The sequence below is a fragment of the Streptomyces sp. NPDC085460 genome (assembly GCF_044541975.1).
Classification (GTDB): domain Bacteria; phylum Actinomycetota; class Actinomycetes; order Streptomycetales; family Streptomycetaceae; genus Streptomyces.
This window is the reverse complement of sequence record NZ_JBITTO010000002.1, coordinates 98,537-115,794: the sequence shown is the minus strand read 5'-3', so window position 1 is coordinate 115,794 and position 17,258 is coordinate 98,537. Positions and strand designations below refer to the sequence as shown.

Genomic DNA, 17,258 nt, shown 5'->3' with positions numbered 1-17,258 from the left:
TCACAGCTTCATCAGGCTGGCGTCGTCGACCGAGGCCGAGTGGCGGGATCGGAAGACGGACACGATGATCGCGAGCCCGACGACGACCTCCGCGGCGGCCACGACCATCGTGAAGAAGGCGATGATCTGGCCGTCGAGGTTGCCGTGCATGCGGGAGAAGGCGACGAACGCGAGGTTGCAGGCGTTGAGCATCAGCTCCACGCACATGAAGACCACGATCGCGTTCCGCCGGATCAGCACCCCGATCGCACCGATGGTGAACAACAGGGCGGCGAGATAGAGGTAGTTGACGGGGCTCACTGATGGGCCTCCTCTCCGTCACGAGCGTCGTCACGAGCGGCGTCCCGGGCGTCGTCCCGGTCGCGTCCGAGCCGCTCCTCGGAGCGCTGCTCCAGGGCCTTGAGATCGGCGAGCGCCTCGCCCGACACGTCCCGCACCTGGCCCCGCTTGCGCAGGGTGGAGATGACGGTGAGCTCGGACGGGGTGCCGTCGGGCAGCAGGCCCGGCACGTCCACGGCGTTGTGCCGGGCGTAGACGCCGGGGGCGGGCAGCGGCGGCAGGTGCTTGCCCTCGCGGACGCGCTGCTCGGCCAGCTCGCGCTGGGTCCTGGCCCGCTCGGTGCGCTCCCGGTGGGTGAGGAGCATCGCGCCGACGGACGCGGTGATGAGCAGGGCGCCGGTGATCTCGAAGGCGAAGACGTACTTGGTGAAGATGAGGGCCGCCAGGCCCTCCACGTTGCCCCCGTGGGCCGCGTTCGCCGCGCCGAGGCCGGCGAACTCGGTCAGGGCCGCGTTCCCGATGCCGGCGAAGAGCAGGACGCCGAAGCCGAGGCCGCAGGCCGCGGCCCACCAGCGCTGGCCCTTGATGGTCTCCTTCAGCGAGTCCGCGGCCGTGACGCCGACCAGCATGACGACGAAGAGGAAGAGCATCATGATCGCGCCGGTGTAGACGACGATCTGCACGATGCCGAGGAAGTACGCGCCGTTGGCCAGGTAGAAGACCGCGAGGACGATCATCGTGCCGGCCAGGCAGAGGGCCGAGTGCACGGCCTTCCTCATGAGGATGGTGCACAGCGCGCCGACGACGGCGACGGTGCCGAGCACCCAGAACTGGACGGCCTCGCCGGTGGAGGTGGTGTACGCCGCGAGCGCGCTCATGCGTCCGCCCCCTCCTGCTCGGGCTTCTCTCCCTTGGACACGGCGACCTGGCGCTCGGTACCGGGCGCGGCCTCGACGACCAGGCCCTGGTAGTAGTCCTGCTCGGTCATGCCGGGGAAGATCGCGTGCGGGGTGTCGACCATCCGGTCCTCGAGGCCCGCGAGCAGCTGCTCCTTGGTGTAGATCAGGTTCTCGCGGGAGGAGTCGGCCAGCTCGAACTCGTTGGTCATCGTGAGCGCGCGGGTGGGGCACGCCTCGATGCACAGCCCGCACAGGATGCAGCGGGCGTAGTTGATCTGGTAGACGCGGCCGTACCGCTCGCCGGGCGAGTAGCGCTCCTCGTCCGTGTTGTCCGCGCCCTCCACGTAGATGGCGTCGGCGGGACAGGCCCAGGCGCACAGCTCGCAGCCGACGCACTTCTCCAGGCCGTCCGGGTGGCGGTTGAGCTGGTGCCGGCCGTGGAAGCGGGGTGCCGTCGTCTTCTGCTGCTCCGGGTACTGCTCGGTCAGCCGCTTCTTGAACATGGCCTTGAAGGTCACGCCGAAGCCGGCCACCGGATTCTGGAAGTCAGACACGATCCGTCCCCCTTTCGTCACTCTCGGTAGCAGTATCGGGGCCACCACTGACAACGAGGTCCCGCTGGTGTCGGGGCCTGCGCCGGGGCACGGGCGGCAGGGACTGTCCGGGCTTGGGCGGTACGGGGAAGCCGCCGGCCATCGGGTCGAACTCCCGCTCGTCGGCGGGCCCGGCCGCCGCGCCCTTCTCGCCCTTCCCCTTCCGGTCGCGGAAGAGGTCGGCCACGAAGGAGAGCAGCAGCACCACCAGGACGGCACCGGCCACGTACAGCACGATGTTGGTGAAGGCGATGTTCTCGTTGCGCAGCGCCCGGACGGTGGCGACCAGCATCAGCCAGACCACGGAGACCGGGATGAGCACCTTCCAGCCGAGCTTCATCAGCTGGTCGTAGCGGACGCGGGGCAGGGTGCCGCGGAGCCAGATGAAGAAGAAGAGCAGCAGCTGCACCTTGAGGACGAACCACAGCATCGGCCACCAGCCGTGGTTGGCGCCCTCCCAGAAGGTGGAGACCGGGTACGGGGCCCGCCAGCCGCCCAGGAAGAGCGTCACCGACACGGCGGAGACCGTCACCATGTTCACGTACTCGGCGAGCATGAACATCGCGAACTTGATGGACGAGTACTCGGTGTTGAAGCCGCCGACGAGGTCGCCCTCGGACTCCGGCATGTCGAAGGGGGCCCGGTTCGTCTCACCGACCATCGTCACGATGTAGATGAGGAACGACACCGGCAGCAGGATCACGAACCAGCGGTCCTGCTGGGCCTCGACGATCGCCGAGGTCGACATCGAGCCGGAGTAGAGGAAGACGGAGGCGAAGGCGGCGCCCATGGCGATCTCGTACGAGATCATCTGCGCGCAGGAGCGGAGGCCGCCGAGCAGCGGGTACGTGGAGCCGGACGACCAGCCGGCGAGCACGATGCCGTAGATGCCGACGGACGCGACCGCGAGGATGTAGAGCATCGCGATCGGCAGGTCGGTGAGCTGCATCGTGGTGCGCTGGCCGAAGATCGACACCTCGTTGCCGGCCGGCCCGAAGGGGATCACGGCGATGGCCATGAAGGCGGGGATGGCGGCGACGATCGGGGCCAGGACGTAGACGACCTTGTCGGCCCGCTTGACGATCACGTCCTCCTTCAGCATCAGCTTGATGCCGTCCGCGAGGGACTGGAGGAGGCCCCAGGGGCCGTGCCGGTTGGGGCCGATGCGCAGCTGCATCCAGGCGACGACCTTGCGCTCCCACACGATGGAGAAGAGCACGGTGACCATCAGGAACGCGAAGCAGAAGACGGCCTTGATCGCGACGAGCCACCAGGGGTCCGTCCCGAACATGGAGAGGTCCTCGGCGGCGAGGAGGGTGTTCACGCCTGCACCTCCGTCGAAGTCGAGGGGGCAGCCGGTCCGATGCGGACCAGGTCGCCGGGGCGGGCGCCGGTGTCGGCGAGGACACCGTGACCGGTCGAGTTCAGGGGGAGCCAGACGACGCGGTCGGGCATGTCGGTGACCTGGAGCGGGAAGGCGACCGCGCCGGCGGGGCCGGTGACCTCCAGGAGGTCGCCGTCCTTGACGCCGGTGTCGGCGGCGGTGGCGGCGGAGAGCCGGGCGACCGCCGCGTGGCGGGTGCCGGCCAGGGCGGTGTCGCCCTCCTGGAGGCGGCCCAGGTCGAGCAGGAGGCGGTGGCCGGCGAGGACCGCCTCGTCGTCGCCGGGCCGGGGGGCCGGGACGGCGTGCGCGGTGGGCTCGGAGGCCCGGTCCTCGGTCCACCGGCCGAGCCGGTCCAGCTCGCGCCGGGCCGCCTTCAGGTCGGGCAGGGCGAGGTGGGCGTCCATGGCGTCGGCCAGCATGTGCAGGACCCGGGCGTCGGTCGGGGAGAGCGCGCGGGTCATCTGCTCGGGCTTGAGCGCCGCCTCGAACATCCGGACGCGGCCTTCCCAGTTGAGGAAGGTGCCGGACTTCTCGGCGACCGCGGCGACCGGCAGGACGACGTCGGCGCGCTCGGTGACGGCACCGGGGCGCAGTTCGAGGGAGACGACGAAGGCCGCGTCGAGGGCTTCACGCGCGCGTGCCGGGTCGGGCAGGTCGTCGACGCCGACGCCGCCGACGAGGAGTCCGGCGAGTTCGCCGGAGGCGGCCGCCTCCACGATCTGGCCGGTGTCGCGGCCGTAGCCGTGCGGGAGTTCGCGGACGCCCCAGGCGGCGGCGACCTCCTCACGCGCGCGGGGGTCGGTCGCGGGCCGCCCGCCGGGCAGCAGGCTCGGCAGCGCCCCCGCCTCGACGGCGCCGCGCTCGCCGGCGCGGCGCGGGATCCACACCAGCGCCGCCCCGGTGGCGGCCGAGGCGCGGAGCGCGGCGGTCAGCGCGCCGGGCACGCCGGCGAGCCGCTCGCCGACGGCGATGACGGCGCCCTCCTGGCGCAGGGCCTCGGAGGCGGCCCAGCCGGTGGAGTCGAGGCCGACCCGGGAGGTGAGGGCGTCGAGCCACTCGGTCTCGGTGCCGGGGGCGGCGGGCAGCAGCGTGCCGCCGGCCTTCTCAAGCCCTCGGGTGGCGTGGGCGGCGACGGCGTACGTCTTCTGCCCGTGCTTGCGCCACGCCTTGCGGAGCCGCAGGAAGACGCCGGGGGCCTCCTCCTCGGCCTCCAGGCCGACGAGCAGCACCATCGGCGCGGCTTCGAGGGTCGTGTACGTGACCCCCGCCCCGTCCAGGTCCCGGCCCCGGCCCGCCACGTACGAGGCGAGGAAGTCGGCCTCCTCGCCGGAGTGGATCCGGGCCCGGAAGTCGACGTCGTTGGTGTCGAGGGCGACGCGGGCGAACTTGGCGTAGGCGTAGGCGTCCTCGACGGTGAGCCGGCCGCCGGCGAGGACGGCGCTGCGGCCGCGGACGAGTCCGCGGGCGGCGGCCTCCAGCGCCTCGGGCCAGGACGCCGGTTCGAGGACCCCGTTCGCGTTGCGGACGAGGGGGGTCGTCAGCCGGTCGCGCTGCTGCGCGTACCGGAAGGCGAACCGGCCCTTGTCGCAGATCCACTCCTCGTTGACCTCGGGGTCGTCCTGCGCGAGGCGCCGCATGACCTTGCCGCGCCGGTGGTCGGTGCGGGTGGCGCAGCCGCCGGCGCAGTGCTCGCAGACGGACGGCGTCGACACCAGGTCGAAGGGCCGGGAGCGGAAGCGGTACGCCGCCGAGGTCAGCGCGCCGACCGGGCAGATCTGGATGGTGTTGCCGGAGAAGTACGACTCGAAGGGGTCGCCCTCGCCGGTGCCGACCTGCTGGAGGGCGCCGCGCTCGACGAGCTCGATCATCGGGTCGCCGGCGATCTGGTTCGAGAAGCGGGTGCAGCGGGCGCAGAGCACGCACCGCTCGCGGTCGAGCAGCACCTGGGTGGAGATCGGTACCGGCTTCTCGTAGGTCCGCTTGACGCCCTCGAAGCGGGAGTCGGCCTGGCCGTGGGACATGGCCTGGTTCTGCAGCGGGCACTCGCCGCCCTTGTCGCAGACCGGGCAGTCCAGCGGGTGGTTGATGAGCAGCAGCTCCATCACGCCGTGCTGGGCCTTCTCGGCGACCGGCGAGGTCAGCTGCGACTTGACGACCATGCCGTCGGTGCAGGTGATGGTGCAGGACGCCATCGGCTTGCGCTGGCCCTCGACCTCGACGATGCACTGGCGGCAGGCGCCGGCGGGGTCGAGGAGGGGGTGGTCGCAGAAGCGGGGGATCTCGATGCCGAGCTGTTCGGCGGCGCGGATGACCAGGGTCCCCTTGGGGACGGAGATCTCGGCGCCGTCGATGGTCAGCGTGACCAGGTCCTCGGGCGGTACCGCCGGGCTTCCGCCGCCGGACGGGCCGGCCGTGGTGACCGTCATGCCGTCACCTCCTTGTGGTTGTCCGCCCAGGCGGTCGACTTGGCCGGGTCGAAGGGGCAGCCCTTGCCCGTGATGTGCTGCTCGTACTCCTCGCGGAAGTACTTGAGCGAGGAGAAGATCGGCGAGGCGGCGCCGTCGCCGAGGGCGCAGAACGACTTGCCGTTGATGTTGTCGGCGATGTCGTTCAGCTTGTCGAGGTCGGCCATCTCCCCTTCGCCGGCCTCGATGTCGCGGAGGAGCTGGACGAGCCAGTAGGTGCCCTCGCGGCAGGGGGTGCACTTGCCGCAGGACTCGTGGGCGTAGAACTCGGTCCAGCGGGTGACGGCCCGGACGACGCAGGTGGTCTCGTCGAAGCACTGGAGGGCCTTGGTGCCGAGCATGGAGCCGGCGGCGCCGACGCCCTCGTAGTCGAGCGGCACGTCGAGGTGCTCGTCGGTGAACATGGGGGTGGAGGAGCCGCCGGGCGTCCAGAACTTGAGCCGGTGCCCGGGGCGCATCCCGCCGCTCATGTCGAGGAGCTGGCGCAGGGTGATGCCGAGGGGGGCCTCGTACTGGCCGGGCGAGGCGACGTGCCCGCTGAGCGAGTAGAGCGTGAAGCCCGGGGACTTCTCGCTGCCCATCGAGGTGAACCATTCCTTGCCGCGGTCGAGGATCGCGGGAACGGAGGCGATGGACTCGACGTTGTTCACCACGGTGGGGCAGGCGTAGAGGCCGGCGACCGCGGGGAAGGGGGGCCGCAGCCGGGGCTGGCCGCGGCGGCCTTCGAGCGAGTCGAGGAGTGCGGTCTCCTCGCCGCAGATGTACGCGCCGGCGCCGGCGTGCACGGTGAGCTCGACGTCGAGCCCGCTGCCGAGGATGTCCGTGCCGAGGTAGCCGGCCTGGTACGCCTCGCGGACCGCCTCGTGGAGGCGGCGCAGGACGGGGACGACCTCGCCGCGCAGGTAGATGAAGGCGTGGCTGGAGCGGATCGCGTAGCAGGCGATCACGATGCCCTCGATGAGGGAGTGCGGGTTGGCGAAGAGGAGGGGGATGTCCTTGCAGGTGCCGGGCTCGGACTCGTCGGCGTTGACGACGAGGTAGTGCGGCTTGCCGTCGCCCTGCGGGATGAACTGCCACTTCATGCCGGTGGGGAAGCCGGCGCCGCCGCGTCCGCGGAGCCCGGAGTCCTTCACGTAGGCGATGAGGTCGTCGGGGCTCATCGCGAGGGCCTTGCGCAGGCCCCGGTAGCCCTCGTGCCGTTCGTACGTCTCCAGGGTCCAGGAGTCGGGCTGGTCCCAGAAGGCGGAGAGGACCGGGGAGAGCAGTTTCTCGGGGCTGCTGCTGTTGATCTCGGCCGCCAATGTCATCACGCTCCCTCCTGACCGGCTGCCTCGCCGCGCGGGTGGACGATTCGGGTGTGCGGGGTCTCGCCCTTGGCCAGGCGGAGGCCGACGAGGGAGGCGGGTCCGGCGCCGCCGGTGGCCTCGACGGCGCCGGGGCGCTCGTCGGGGAAGCCGGCGAGGATCCGGGCGGTCTCCTTGAAGGTGCAGAGCGGGGCGCCGCGGGTGGGTTCGACGGTGCGGCCCGCGCGGAGGTCGTCGACCATCTTCTTGGCCGACTCGGGGGTCTGGTTGTCGAAGAACTCCCAGTTGACCATCACCACGGGGGCGAAGTCGCAGGCCGCGTTGCACTCGATGTGCTCAAGGGTGATCGTGCCGTCGTCGGTCGTCTCGTTGTTGCCGACGCCGAGGTGCTCCTTGAGCTCCTCGAAGATGGCGTCGCCGCCCATGACCGCGCAGAGCGTGTTGGTGCAGACGCCGACCTGGTAGTCGCCGGACGGCCTGCGCCGGTACATCGTGTAGAAGGTGGCGACGGCGGTGACCTCGGCGGTGGTCAGGCCGAGCTGGTCGGCGCAGAACTGCATGCCGGTACGGGTCACGTGGCCCTCCTCCGACTGCACCAGGTGCAGCATCGGCAGGAGCGCGGAGCGGGAGCCGGGGTAGCGGTCGATGATCGCCTTCGCGTCCTCCTCCAGCCGGGCCCGGACGTCGTCCGGGTAGGCGGGGGCGGGCAGCTGGGGCATCCCGAGGCTGACGTTCCCGGTCGTCGGGGTCTCCGTCATCGGTCGACGCCTCCCATCACGGGGTCGATGGAGGCGACGGCGACGATGACGTCGGCGACCTGGCCGCCCTCGCACATCGCGGCCATGGCCTGGAGGTTGGTGAAGGACGGGTCGCGGAAGTGGACCCGGAAGGGGCGGGTGCCCCCGTCGGAGACCACGTGCACGCCGAGTTCGCCCTTGGGGGACTCGACGGCCGCGTACGCCTGGCCGGCGGGGACCCGGAAGCCCTCGGTGACCAGCTTGAAGTGGTGGATCAGGGCCTCCATGGAGGTGCCCATGATCTTCTTGATGTGGTCGAGGGAGTTACCGAGGCCGTCGGGGCCGAGGGCGAGCTGGGCGGGCCAGGCGATCTTCTTGTCGCCGACCATGACCGGGCCGGGCTCCAGGCGGTCGAGGCACTGCTCGACGATCCGCAGCGACTGGCGCATCTCCTCCAGGCGGACGAGGAAGCGGCCGTAGGAGTCGCAGGTGTCGGCGGTGGGGACCTCGAAGTCGTAGTCCTCGTAGCCGCAGTACGGGTCGGTCTTCCGCAGGTCGTGCGGGAGGCCCGCCGACCGGAGGATCGGTCCGGTGGCGCCGAGGGCCATGCAGCCGGTGAGGTCGAGGTGGCCGACGCCCTGCATGCGGGCCTTGAAGATGGGGTTGCCGGTGGCGAGCTTGTCGTACTCCGGCAGGTTCTTCTTCATGGTCTTCACGAACTCGCGCACGGCGTCGACGCCGCCGGGCGGGAGGTCCTGGGCGAGGCCGCCGGGCCGGATGTACGCGTGGTTCATGCGCAGGCCGGTGATCAGCTCGTACAGGTCCAGGATCATCTCGCGGTCCCGGAAGCCGTAGATCATGATCGTGGTGGCGCCGAGCTCCATGCCGCCGGTGGCGATGCACACCAGGTGCGAGGAGAGCCGGTTGAGCTCCATGAGCAGGACCCGGATGACGCTGGCCCGGTCGGGGATGTCGTCGGTGATGCCGAGCAGCTTCTCCACGCCGAGGCAGTACGCCGTCTCGTTGTAGAACGAGGTGAGGTAGTCCATGCGCGTGACGAAGGTGGTGCCCTGCGTCCAGGTCCGGTATTCGAGGTTCTTCTCGATGCCGGTGTGGAGGTAGCCGATGCCGCAGCGGGCCTCGGTGACGGTCTCGCCGTCGATCTCCAGGATGAGCCGGAGCACGCCGTGGGTGGACGGGTGCTGGGGGCCCATGTTGACGACGATCCGCTCGTCGTCGGCCTTGGCCGCGGACTGGACGACCTCGTCCCAGTCGCCGCCGGTGACCGTGTAGACGGCACCCTCGGTCGTTTCGCGGGGGCTGGATGCGGTGCTGTTCACGAGTACGACCTCCGCTGGTCCGGAGCCGGGATCTGGGCGCCCTTGTACTCGACGGCGATGCCGCCGAGCGGATAGTCCTTGCGCTGCGGGTGGCCCTGCCAGTCGTCCGGCATCATGATCCGGGTGAGGGCCTGGTGGCCTTCGAAGACGATCCCGAAGAAGTCGTACGTCTCCCGCTCGTGCCAGTCGTTCGTCGGGTAGACGTCCGTCAGCGACGGGATCCGCGGGTCCTCGTCGGGAGCCGAGACCTCCAGCCGGATCAGCCGCCCGTGGGTGAGCGAGCGCAGGTGGTAGACGGCGTGCAGCTCGCGGCCCTTGTCGCCCGGGTAGTGGACGCCGGAGACGCCGGTGCAGAGCTCGAAGCGGAGCGCCGGGTCGTCGCGCAGGGTGCGGGCGACCCGGACGAGGTGCTCGCGCTCGATGTGGAAGGTGAGCTCGCCCCGGTCGACGACCGTCTTCTCGATGGCGTTCCCGGGGACGAGCCCCTGCTCCTCCAGGGCGCCTTCGAGCTCGTCGGCGACCTCGTCGAACCAGCCGCCGTAGGGGCGGGAGGCGGGACCGGGGAGGCGGATCGAGCGGACGAGACCGCCGTAGCCGGAGGTGTCGCCGCCGTTGTTCGCGCCGAACATGCCCCGCTGGAGCCGTACCTCCTCCCCGTGGTCACCGCGCTGACCGGGCAGGTTCTGCGCGCTCAGCTCCTTCTCGGGGTTCGGGGTTTCGTCGCTCAACGGAGCAGACCCTTCATCTCGATGGTCGGCAGCGCCTTGAGCGCCGCCTCCTCCGCCTCGCGGGCCGCCTCCTCGGCGTTCACGCCGAGCTTGGAGCTCTGGATCTTCTGGTGGAGCTTGAGGATCGCGTCCATCAGCATCTCCGGGCGCGGCGGGCAGCCGGGCAGGTAGATGTCGACCGGCACGATGTGGTCGACGCCCTGCACGATGGCGTAGTTGTTGAACATGCCGCCCGAGGACGCGCAGACGCCCATGGAGATGACCCACTTGGGGTTGGGCATCTGGTCGTAGACCTGCCGCAGGACGGGCGCCATCTTCTGGCTGACCCGGCCGGCGACGATCATCAGGTCGGCCTGGCGCGGCGAGCCGCGGAAGACCTCCATGCCGAAGCGGGCGAGGTCGTAGCGGCCGGCGCCGGTCGTCATCATCTCGATGGCGCAGCAGGCGAGGCCGAAGGTCGCGGGGAAGACGGACGCCTTCCGGACCCAGCCCGCGGCCTGCTCGACGGTGGTCAGCAGGAAACCGCTGGGCAGCTTCTCTTCGAGTCCCATGGGTGCTCCTCAGCCCCTCAGTCCCATTCCAGGCCGCCGCGACGCCACACGTACGCGTAGGCGACGAAGACGGTGAGCACGAAGAGCAGCATCTCCACGAGCCCGAAAAGCCCCAGGGCGTCGAAGGTGACGGCCCAGGGATAGAGGAAGACGATCTCGATATCGAAGATGATGAAGAGCATCGCCGTCAGGTAGTACTTGATCGGGAAGCGGCCTCCCCCGGCGGGAGTGGGCGTCGGTTCGATACCGCACTCGTACGCCTCAAGTTTCGCCCTGTTGTACCGCTTTGGCCCGATTAGCGTGGCCATGACCACGGAGAAGATCGCAAACCCCGCACCCAGGGCACCGAGCACGAGGATGGGCGCGTACGCATTCACGCTCCTCGCTCCTTCCAGTCGTCCTTGACCGTTGGACCGCACTGCCGGCTCGCGGAGCCCCCGCGGCGACCCTCCAGGAAGATCGCCCACATGTGAGGCAGTTCACAAGCCTGACGTCCGCGTATCTTAAGCCCGCCCCTCTGTGATCTGCGACACGGGAGTCACCAACGGATTTGTGATCTCCACCACCTGACGAAGGATCATGAAGTCGGATGAGCGGTGATCTTGTCGCGTGAAGCGCCCAGGTGATCACCAGGTGTGACATTCGGACCGGAAATCGCTGGTCGGAGCGGGTGGCGCTCTATCAAGAGATGGAGCATGCAAGCAAATTGGCAGTGGACGCATCCGGGTGATATAGGCACGGGCTTCGCTCGTCCGGGGGGCCGGCGGGACGGAAGTGGACGCCCCGACTCCGTGTGCACGCGTTCACGAGACGGAAGTGTGACCTGCGTCACCCCTTCCGAGCCCGAAAAGAACAGGGCTTGGCCATCGGCGTCAAGAGGTGGTAAGCGAAGGGCAATTCGGGCATCTCATCGAAAACCCATGATCAAGGGCGCAATGAGCCTCGCCCGATTTGCCCGTTACGGCGTCAATAAGGGCGCCGAGGAAGCGGATTGTGGAGTTCCGGTCGTAACTGTGGCGCAACCCACGTTTCTTGAAGGGAACCGTGAAGCCCTGATAGCGGTTGTACCCATGTCCCACACCGCTCACATACCCAGCCACCGGAAGCCCCGCCGGAGCGCCTCCAAGCTCGCGCTCCGCGCCGGAGTTGCCGGTGGCGTCCTCAGCACCATCGCGGTGGCCGGTGCTGCCGGACCGGCGAATGCCGAGCCGGTGACCGAGACCATCGAGATGCCCACGCTGGGATCGCTCGGCACTGACCTCTCCAGCGCCGTGGCCGCCTCCGCCGAGGCGTCCCAGCAGGAGGCCCTCGGCCAGAGCCTGGAGGCCCAGGAGGCCGCCGCCCTGCAGAAGGCCGCCAAGGAGGCCAAGAAGGCCAAGGCGGAGGCCGACCGCAAGGCCGAGGCCGAGCGCGCCGAGAAGGCCCGCCAGGAGGCCGAGGCGAAGGCCGAGCGCGAGCGCGCCGAGGCCGAGGCCCGCGCCGAGGCGCAGGCCCGCGCCTCCCGCGACGCCGCCCGCACCCAGCTGACCTCCACCTCGGCGTCGGGTTCGTCCGGCTCCTCCGGTTCGTCCGCTTCGGACTCGTCCTCCGGCTCGTCGTCCTCCGGCTCGTCCTCCTCGGACTCGGGCTCCTCGAACGACAGCGGCTCCTCCGCCTCCGACTCGTCGTCGACCCAGGCCCCCTCCGGCACCGCCGCCTCGATCGTGGCCTTCGCCCGCGCCCAGGTCGGCGACGCGTACGTCACCGGCGGCACCGGCCCGAACTCGTGGGACTGCTCGGGTCTCGTGCAGGCCGCCTACGCCGCCGCCGGCATCGACCTGCCGCGCATCTCGTACCAGCAGTCGAGCATGGGCAGCTCCGTCTCCCTGGGCAACCTCCAGCCGGGCGACATCCTCTACTGGGGCAGCCGCAGCGGCTCGTACCACGTCGCCATCTACGTCGGCGGCGGCAAGTACGTCGGCGCGCAGAACTCCTCCACCGGCGTCGTCGAGCGCTCGCTCGACTGGGACCCGCCGTCGGGCGCCGTCCGCGTCCTCTGACCGCGCGGACCGCATCGCCGTATACACGAAGGGCCGTCACTCCTCGGGGGAGCGACGGCCCTTCGGGGTTCCCGGGGCGTCAGGCTTTCGGGGCGACCTTCGAGAGGCCGTTGATGATGCGGTCCATCGCGTCGCCGCCCGTGGGGTCCGTCAGGTTCGCCAGCATCTTGAGGGTGAACTTCATCAGGACCGGGTGGGTCAGGCCGCGCTGGGTGGCGATCTTCATGACCTTCGGGTTGCCGATGAGCTTCACGAAGGCGCGGCCCAGCGTGTAGTAGCCGCCGTAGGTGTCCTTGAGGATCCGCGGGTAGTTGCGCAGGGCCAGCTCGCGCTGCGCGGGGGTGGCGCGGGCGTGGGCCTGGACGATGACGTCGGCGGCGATCTGGCCGGACTCCATGGCGTAGGCGATGCCCTCGCCGTTGAAGGGGTTGACCAGGCCGCCCGCGTCGCCGACGAGCAGCAGGCCCTTGGTGTAGTGCGGCTGGCGGTTGAAGGCCATCGGGAGGGCCGCGCCGCGGATCGGGGTCGTCATGTTGTCGGGGGTGAAGCCCCAGTCCTCCGGCATCGAGGCGCACCACGCCTTCAGCACCTCGCGCCAGTCCAGCTCGCGGAAGGCGGAGGAGGAGTTGAGGATGCCGAGGCCGACGTTGGAGGTGCCGTCGCCCATGCCGAAGATCCAGCCGTAGCCGGGCAGGAGCCGGTCCTCCGCGCCCCGCTTGTCCCACAGCTCCAGCCACGACTCCAGGTAGTCGTCGTCGTGCCGGGGCGTCGTGAAGTACGTGCGGACGGCGACGCCCATCGGGCGGTCCTCGCGCCGGTGCAGGCCCATGGCGAGGGACAGCCGGGTCGAGTTGCCGTCGGCGGCGACGACCAGCGGGGCGTGGAAGGTGACCTCGGCCTTCTCCTCGCCGAGCTTGGCGTGGACGCCGGTGATCCGGCCGGTGCGGGCGTCGGTGATCGGGGCGCCGACGTTGCAGCGCTCGTACAGCCGGGCACCGGCCTTCTGCGCCTGCCGGGCCAGCAGTTCGTCGAAGTCGTCGCGCTTGCGGACCAGGCCGTAGTCCGGGTACGAGGCGAGGTCGGGCCAGTCGAGCTGGAGCCGGACGCCGCCGCCGATGATCCGCAGGCCCTTGTTCCGCAGCCAGCCGGCCTCTTCGGAGATGTCGATGCCCATGGAGACGAGCTGCTTGGTGGCGCGCGGGGTGAGGCCGTCGCCGCAGACCTTCTCGCGCGGGAACGCCGTCTTCTCCAGGAGCAGCACGTCGAGACCGGCCTTGGCCAGGTAGTACGCGGTGGTGGAGCCGGCCGGGCCCGCCCCGACGACGATCACATCAGCGCTGTGCTCGGAGAGGGGCTTCTCGGTCACGGCGAATCTCCCGAAAGGTCGGCGATGAGGTCGTAGGGAAGTCTAGGGCGGGCCGTGCGGAGCGGGGCGGAGGGGCGGTGCTACCGCTCCGGGTGCCATTCCGCCGACGGCCAGGCGTACGCGTCGAAACCGTCCGGGACCCGGCCGCAGGGCGCGTACGCGCGCACCTCGTACGTGCCCGTCGGCTCGTACCAGTCGACGCTCACCGTGTCCCCGGAGGCCGGGTCCTCGAAGCGGAAGCCGCGGTCGGAGACGTCCTCGGAGGTGAGCCTCCAGCCGGCGGCGGCCAGCCTCGCCCTGGTGCGGTCCTGGCCCGCCCCGGCCGCGGCGGCGGACACCCCGCGCACCTCCCAGCGCAGCACGAAGCTGTGGACGTCACGGCGGGACTCGTCGATGTGCGCGAGGGAGCGCAGACCCCGGTGGTAGCAGCTGCCGGTCTCCACGCGGCCGGCGAGCGGCGCGGTACCGGGCGGCAGGCCCGCCTCGTCGTACGCCCGCCCCGCCTCCGTCTTCAGCCTCGCGGCGGCCGCCTCCGGGTCGACGGCGGGGTACGGCCTGCCGAACCACACGGCGGCGGCCAGGACGGCGAGGCCGCCGGCGGCGGTGGCGAGGAGGGCGCGGCGGACGGGGCGGGGCGGACGGCGGAGGCGCATGGGCCGATCGTCCGGTGCCGGCGACCCGCGCCGCATCGGCGCGGGTACTCAGCGGCGTACTCAGGGAGTCACGGCTGCTTGAAGCCCCGGTGGAGGGCGACGATGCCGCCGGTCAGGTTGCGCCAGGCCACCTTGGACCAGCCGGCCTTCTGGAGGAGGCCCGCGAGGGTGGGCTGGTCCGGCCAGGACTGGATGGACTCGGCGAGGTAGACGTACGCGTCGGGGTTGGAGGAGACCGCGCGGGCCACCGGCGGCAGCGCGCGCATCAGGTACTCCTCGTACACCGTGCGGAACGGCGCCCACGTCGGGTGCGAGAACTCGGAGATGACGACCCGGCCGCCGGGCTTCGTGACCCGGTACAGCTCGCGCAGCGCCTGCTCGGTGTCCTGGATGTTGCGCAGGCCGAAGGAGATGGTGACCGCGTCGAAGACGTCGTCCCTGAACGGCAGCCTCGTGCCGTCGCCGGCGGTGAACGGCATCCACGGGTGGCGCTGCTTCCCGACGCGGAGCATGCCGAGCGAGAAGTCGCACGGGACGACGTACGCGCCCGCCCGCGCGAAGGGCTGCGAGGAGGTGGCGGTGCCGGCGGCGAGGTCGAGGATCTTCTGCGCGGGGCGCGCGTCGACCGCCTTGGCGACCTCCTTGCGCCACCTGCGGTCCTGGCCGAGCGAGAGCACGTCGTTGGTGAGGTCGTAGTTGGCCGCCACGTCGTCGAACATGGAGGCGACTTCGTGCGGCTGTTTGTCCAGGTTGGCTCGGGTCACGGAACCCATTCAAGCAGCCGCCCGAAACTCTTCCCGTACCGCTTCAACCTTTCGGGCCCGGGGGTGCTCAAGGACGGTCGGAAGCGCTCTTCGGAAGCGTTCTCCGGAAGCGCTGTGCGGAAGCGAGGGAGCAGGGGTGGGGACGGCAGTGTCGACGACGAGGGTGGGACCCGTGGCGGCGGAGGCGGACGTGGGGCCGGGTGGGGGGCCTGGCGTCGGACCGGACGTGGGGCCGGACGTGGGGCCGGGCGTGCGGCGGGGGGCCGGACCGGACGTGGCGACGGACACCGGGTTCGAGGAGTTCGCCCGCTCGGCGCAGCAGCGGCTGTACCGGACGGCGTACCTGCTCTGTGGGGACGCGGAGGGCGCGCGGGACCTCACCCAGACCACGCTCGCCAAGCTGTACCAGCAGTGGAGGCGGGCGGGCGCGGCCGACCATCCGCACGCCTACGCCAAGAAGGTCCTGACGCGGACGTTCCTGGCGGAGCGGCGGCGCCGGCTGCGGGACCTGCTCGCGCTGACCCGCACCGGCGGCACCGTGCCGCAGCCCGCCGCCGACCACGCCGACCTGCGCGTCACGCTGCTCGCCGCGCTCGCCGAACTGCCGCCGAGGGCGCGGGCGATGGTCGTGCTGCGCTACTGGGACGACCAGAGCGTGGCGTCCGTGGCGGAGCTGCTCCGGTGCAGCGAGGCCACCGTGAAGAGCCAGTGCTCGCGCTCCCTCGCCCGGCTCCGTGAACGCCTGGCCGACGCCGGGCTCTCCCTGACAGAAAGCTGAGGTCCACCGTGGAAGACATCGACGACATCGTTCTGCTGCGCGACGCCATGGACCGGTCGGCGGACGGGCTGCCGCCGCTGCCCGATCTCGCGCCGCTCGCGGTCCGCGAGGGGCGCAGGCGCCGGGCCCGCTCCCGGCTCGCGGCCGGCACGGCCGCCTTCGCCGTGGTGACGGCGGGGGCGCTGGGCCTCACGCTGCTGCCGGGGGCCGGCGGTGGGGTGGCGGTGCCGGCCGCGTCGACCGTGGGCGGGCAGGATCTGCCCGAGGAGGAGCGGGCGTTCCGGGAGGAGTACCGGCGGAAGATGGCGGCACTGCTGGACGAGCGGCTGCCGGCGAAGGTCACCGGGGTGCGGCCCGAGGGCGACCGGGTGAGCGAGTACCGGTTCCAGGTGGGCGGCGAGACCTTCCGCATGGTCGTGTCGGTGCGGCGGGCGGCGGACTCGTCCCTCTGGCAGAAGGCACCGGAGCTGAGGCGCGAGTCGGTCAGCGAGCTCAACGGCCGGGTGCACGCGCGCTACATGTACCACCGGAGCGAGGTGGCCCTCATCGTGTACGACGACGATTCGGACGTTCCGTTCTCGCCGGCCGACTTCCCGAAGCCCGTGACGACGGACGTTCCGGTCTCGGCGTCCGAGCTCTTCCCCCTCACCCGCGACCCGCGCTTCGTGGAGCTCGTGAAGGAGGCGGACGCGCACCCGATGGAGGAGAACGACCCGGCGCTCGACCCCATGTTCGTGGACGCTGACTTCCCCAGCCTGCCGGAAGGCGTGGGCCATCACTTCGCCCGGTAGACCAGCCGCCCCTCGATGACCGTCGCCACGCACGTCGAGGCGCCCCGGCGGACCAGGGTCGCCGTGTCGGGGACGTCGAAGACGGCGAAGCGGGCCGGGGCGCCGGGGGCCAGGCGCGGGAGCAGGATCAGCGGGGCCGGGGAGAGCGCCGGCGGGCCGGGGAGGACCTCGGGGCGGCGGCCGGTCGCGAGGCCGGCGCGGCGGACCGCGTCGGCGGCGGCCCGGGAGCGCAGTTCCCCGGCGACCGCGACGGTGCCGTGGGCCAGCATGCGCTGGACGCCGCGCCGGGCGCTGGCGCCGAGCCGGGCGGGGTCTGCGCGGAAGAGCTCCGCCGCGCGCTCCCCGGTGATCGGCGCGGTGCCGTACGCGTCGGCCTCGCGCGGGTCCGGGTGGTAGGTCCGCTCCAGGAGCTCGGGGGCGTACGGGTTGAGCAGACCGGGCGTGAGGATGCCGGGCCAGCGCCGGAGGCGGGCGTCCTGGTAGGCGTCCGCCAGCTCCTCGTAGGGGCCGACGGCGGCGATCCGGGCGCCGTCGACGAGGACCGCCGTCTCCGGCGACGCCTCGGCGACGTGCAGGGTCAGCACAGG

18 protein-coding genes are annotated in these 17,258 nt (G+C 71.2%); 3 read left to right on the top strand and 15 right to left on the bottom strand.

What is annotated here, in order from left to right:
• Genes nuoK through ACIGHB_RS04555 form a run of 11 tightly spaced genes read right to left on the bottom strand, consistent with a single transcriptional unit; the run spans position 1 to position 10,657 of the window.
• Positions 1-300 (bottom strand): NADH-quinone oxidoreductase subunit NuoK, encoded by a 300-nt coding sequence (gene nuoK, locus ACIGHB_RS04605; RefSeq protein ID WP_360310427.1) that lies wholly within the window; start codon positions 298-300, stop codon positions 1-3.
• Positions 297-1,157: an NADH-quinone oxidoreductase subunit J gene (locus ACIGHB_RS04600; RefSeq protein ID WP_360310425.1), complete on the bottom strand. Its 861-nt coding sequence runs from the start codon at positions 1,155-1,157 to the stop codon at positions 297-299. The genes nuoK and ACIGHB_RS04600 overlap by 4 nt, the downstream gene beginning before the upstream one ends.
• Complete coding sequence (gene nuoI / locus ACIGHB_RS04595; RefSeq protein WP_399909509.1) at positions 1,154-1,732, bottom strand: NADH-quinone oxidoreductase subunit NuoI; 579 nt, start codon at positions 1,730-1,732, stop codon at positions 1,154-1,156. The genes ACIGHB_RS04600 and nuoI overlap by 4 nt, the downstream gene beginning before the upstream one ends.
• Positions 1,725-3,062: an NADH-quinone oxidoreductase subunit NuoH gene (gene nuoH / locus ACIGHB_RS04590; protein ID WP_360310510.1), complete on the bottom strand. Its 1,338-nt coding sequence runs from the start codon at positions 3,060-3,062 to the stop codon at positions 1,725-1,727. The genes nuoI and nuoH overlap by 8 nt, the downstream gene beginning before the upstream one ends.
• A 29-nt stretch (positions 3,063-3,091) precedes the next feature.
• The gene (locus tag ACIGHB_RS04585) at positions 3,092-5,581 is read right to left on the bottom strand and encodes an NADH-quinone oxidoreductase subunit G (RefSeq protein WP_399909507.1); all 2,490 of its coding nucleotides are present in this window, start codon (positions 5,579-5,581) and stop codon (positions 3,092-3,094) included.
• Complete coding sequence (gene nuoF, locus ACIGHB_RS04580) at positions 5,578-6,927, bottom strand: NADH-quinone oxidoreductase subunit NuoF (protein WP_360310421.1); 1,350 nt, start codon at positions 6,925-6,927, stop codon at positions 5,578-5,580. The genes ACIGHB_RS04585 and nuoF overlap by 4 nt, the downstream gene beginning before the upstream one ends.
• Positions 6,927-7,682: an NADH-quinone oxidoreductase subunit NuoE gene (gene nuoE, locus ACIGHB_RS04575; RefSeq protein ID WP_399909505.1), complete on the bottom strand. Its 756-nt coding sequence runs from the start codon at positions 7,680-7,682 to the stop codon at positions 6,927-6,929. The genes nuoF and nuoE overlap by 1 nt, the downstream gene beginning before the upstream one ends.
• Positions 7,679-9,001 carry an NADH-quinone oxidoreductase subunit D gene (locus tag ACIGHB_RS04570; protein WP_388866781.1) on the bottom strand — a complete coding sequence of 441 codons (1,323 nt, stop codon included), beginning with the start codon at positions 8,999-9,001 and terminating at the stop codon, positions 7,679-7,681. Before ACIGHB_RS04570 ends, nuoE begins: the two co-directional genes overlap by 4 nt.
• Positions 8,998-9,729, bottom strand: coding sequence for an NADH-quinone oxidoreductase subunit C (locus tag ACIGHB_RS04565; RefSeq protein ID WP_399909503.1), 732 nt, complete (start codon positions 9,727-9,729; stop codon positions 8,998-9,000). Before ACIGHB_RS04565 ends, ACIGHB_RS04570 begins: the two co-directional genes overlap by 4 nt.
• Positions 9,726-10,280 (bottom strand): NADH-quinone oxidoreductase subunit B family protein, encoded by a 555-nt coding sequence (locus ACIGHB_RS04560; RefSeq protein WP_007383964.1) that lies wholly within the window; start codon positions 10,278-10,280, stop codon positions 9,726-9,728. Before ACIGHB_RS04560 ends, ACIGHB_RS04565 begins: the two co-directional genes overlap by 4 nt.
• 17 nt (positions 10,281-10,297) lie before the next feature.
• Entirely contained in the window at positions 10,298-10,657 is a 360-nt protein-coding gene (locus tag ACIGHB_RS04555; RefSeq protein WP_007490928.1) for an NADH-quinone oxidoreductase subunit A, read from the bottom strand.
• 693 nt (positions 10,658-11,350) lie between these two features.
• Here ACIGHB_RS04555 and ACIGHB_RS04550 point away from each other — a divergent pair.
• On the top strand, positions 11,351-12,319 hold the full coding sequence (locus ACIGHB_RS04550) for a C40 family peptidase (protein WP_360310413.1): 969 nt from the start codon (positions 11,351-11,353) through the stop codon (positions 12,317-12,319).
• Positions 12,320-12,398: 79 nt separating this feature from the next.
• Here the strand turns inward: ACIGHB_RS04550 and ACIGHB_RS04545 are convergent, their stop codons facing one another.
• The 3 genes from ACIGHB_RS04545 to ACIGHB_RS04535 form a co-directional block, all read right to left on the bottom strand.
• Positions 12,399-13,685 carry a geranylgeranyl reductase family protein gene (locus tag ACIGHB_RS04545; RefSeq protein WP_360310411.1) on the bottom strand — a complete coding sequence of 429 codons (1,287 nt, stop codon included), beginning with the start codon at positions 13,683-13,685 and terminating at the stop codon, positions 12,399-12,401.
• Between the two features lie 80 nt (positions 13,686-13,765).
• Positions 13,766-14,338 carry a hypothetical protein gene (locus ACIGHB_RS04540; protein WP_399909500.1) on the bottom strand — a complete coding sequence of 191 codons (573 nt, stop codon included), beginning with the start codon at positions 14,336-14,338 and terminating at the stop codon, positions 13,766-13,768.
• 68 nt (positions 14,339-14,406) lie between these two features.
• Positions 14,407-15,102, bottom strand: a complete 696-nt coding sequence (locus tag ACIGHB_RS04535) for a demethylmenaquinone methyltransferase (RefSeq protein WP_399909499.1) — start codon at positions 15,100-15,102, stop codon at positions 14,407-14,409.
• Between the two features lie 274 nt (positions 15,103-15,376).
• On the opposite strand from ACIGHB_RS04535, the gene ACIGHB_RS04530 reads away from it, so the two are divergent.
• Positions 15,377-15,880: a SigE family RNA polymerase sigma factor gene (locus ACIGHB_RS04530; RefSeq protein ID WP_360310405.1), complete on the top strand. Its 504-nt coding sequence runs from the start codon at positions 15,377-15,379 to the stop codon at positions 15,878-15,880.
• A gap of 8 nt (positions 15,881-15,888) precedes the next feature.
• A complete protein-coding gene (locus tag ACIGHB_RS04525; RefSeq protein WP_399909496.1) occupies positions 15,889-16,671 on the top strand; it encodes a hypothetical protein in 783 nt (260 codons plus the stop codon).
• Here the strand turns inward: ACIGHB_RS04525 and ACIGHB_RS04520 are convergent.
• A complete protein-coding gene (locus ACIGHB_RS04520) occupies positions 16,656-17,255 on the bottom strand; it encodes an imidazolonepropionase-like domain-containing protein (protein ID WP_399909495.1) in 600 nt (199 codons plus the stop codon). The genes ACIGHB_RS04525 and ACIGHB_RS04520 overlap by 16 nt on opposite strands.
• Between the last annotated feature and the right edge of the window lie 3 nt (positions 17,256-17,258).

What these genes read in the sequence shown, in the direction of transcription:
- ACIGHB_RS04600 (WP_360310425.1), bottom strand. Translation starts at nt 1,157, where the DNA reads ATGAGCGCGCTCGCGGCGTACACCACCTCCACCGGCGAGGCCGTCCAG.
- nuoH (WP_360310510.1), bottom strand. Translation starts at nt 3,062, where the DNA reads ATGTTCGGGACGGACCCCTGGTGGCTCGTCGCGATCAAGGCCGTCTTC.
- ACIGHB_RS04585 (WP_399909507.1), bottom strand. Translation starts at nt 5,581, where the DNA reads ATGACGGTCACCACGGCCGGCCCGTCCGGCGGCGGAAGCCCGGCGGTA.
- nuoF (WP_360310421.1), bottom strand. Translation starts at nt 6,927, where the DNA reads ATGACATTGGCGGCCGAGATCAACAGCAGCAGCCCCGAGAAACTGCTC.
- nuoE (WP_399909505.1), bottom strand. Translation starts at nt 7,682, where the DNA reads ATGACGGAGACCCCGACGACCGGGAACGTCAGCCTCGGGATGCCCCAG.
- ACIGHB_RS04560 (WP_007383964.1), bottom strand. Translation starts at nt 10,280, where the DNA reads ATGGGACTCGAAGAGAAGCTGCCCAGCGGTTTCCTGCTGACCACCGTC.
- ACIGHB_RS04550 (WP_360310413.1), top strand. Translation starts at nt 11,351, where the DNA reads ATGTCCCACACCGCTCACATACCCAGCCACCGGAAGCCCCGCCGGAGC.
- ACIGHB_RS04540 (WP_399909500.1), bottom strand. Translation starts at nt 14,338, where the DNA reads ATGCGCCTCCGCCGTCCGCCCCGCCCCGTCCGCCGCGCCCTCCTCGCC.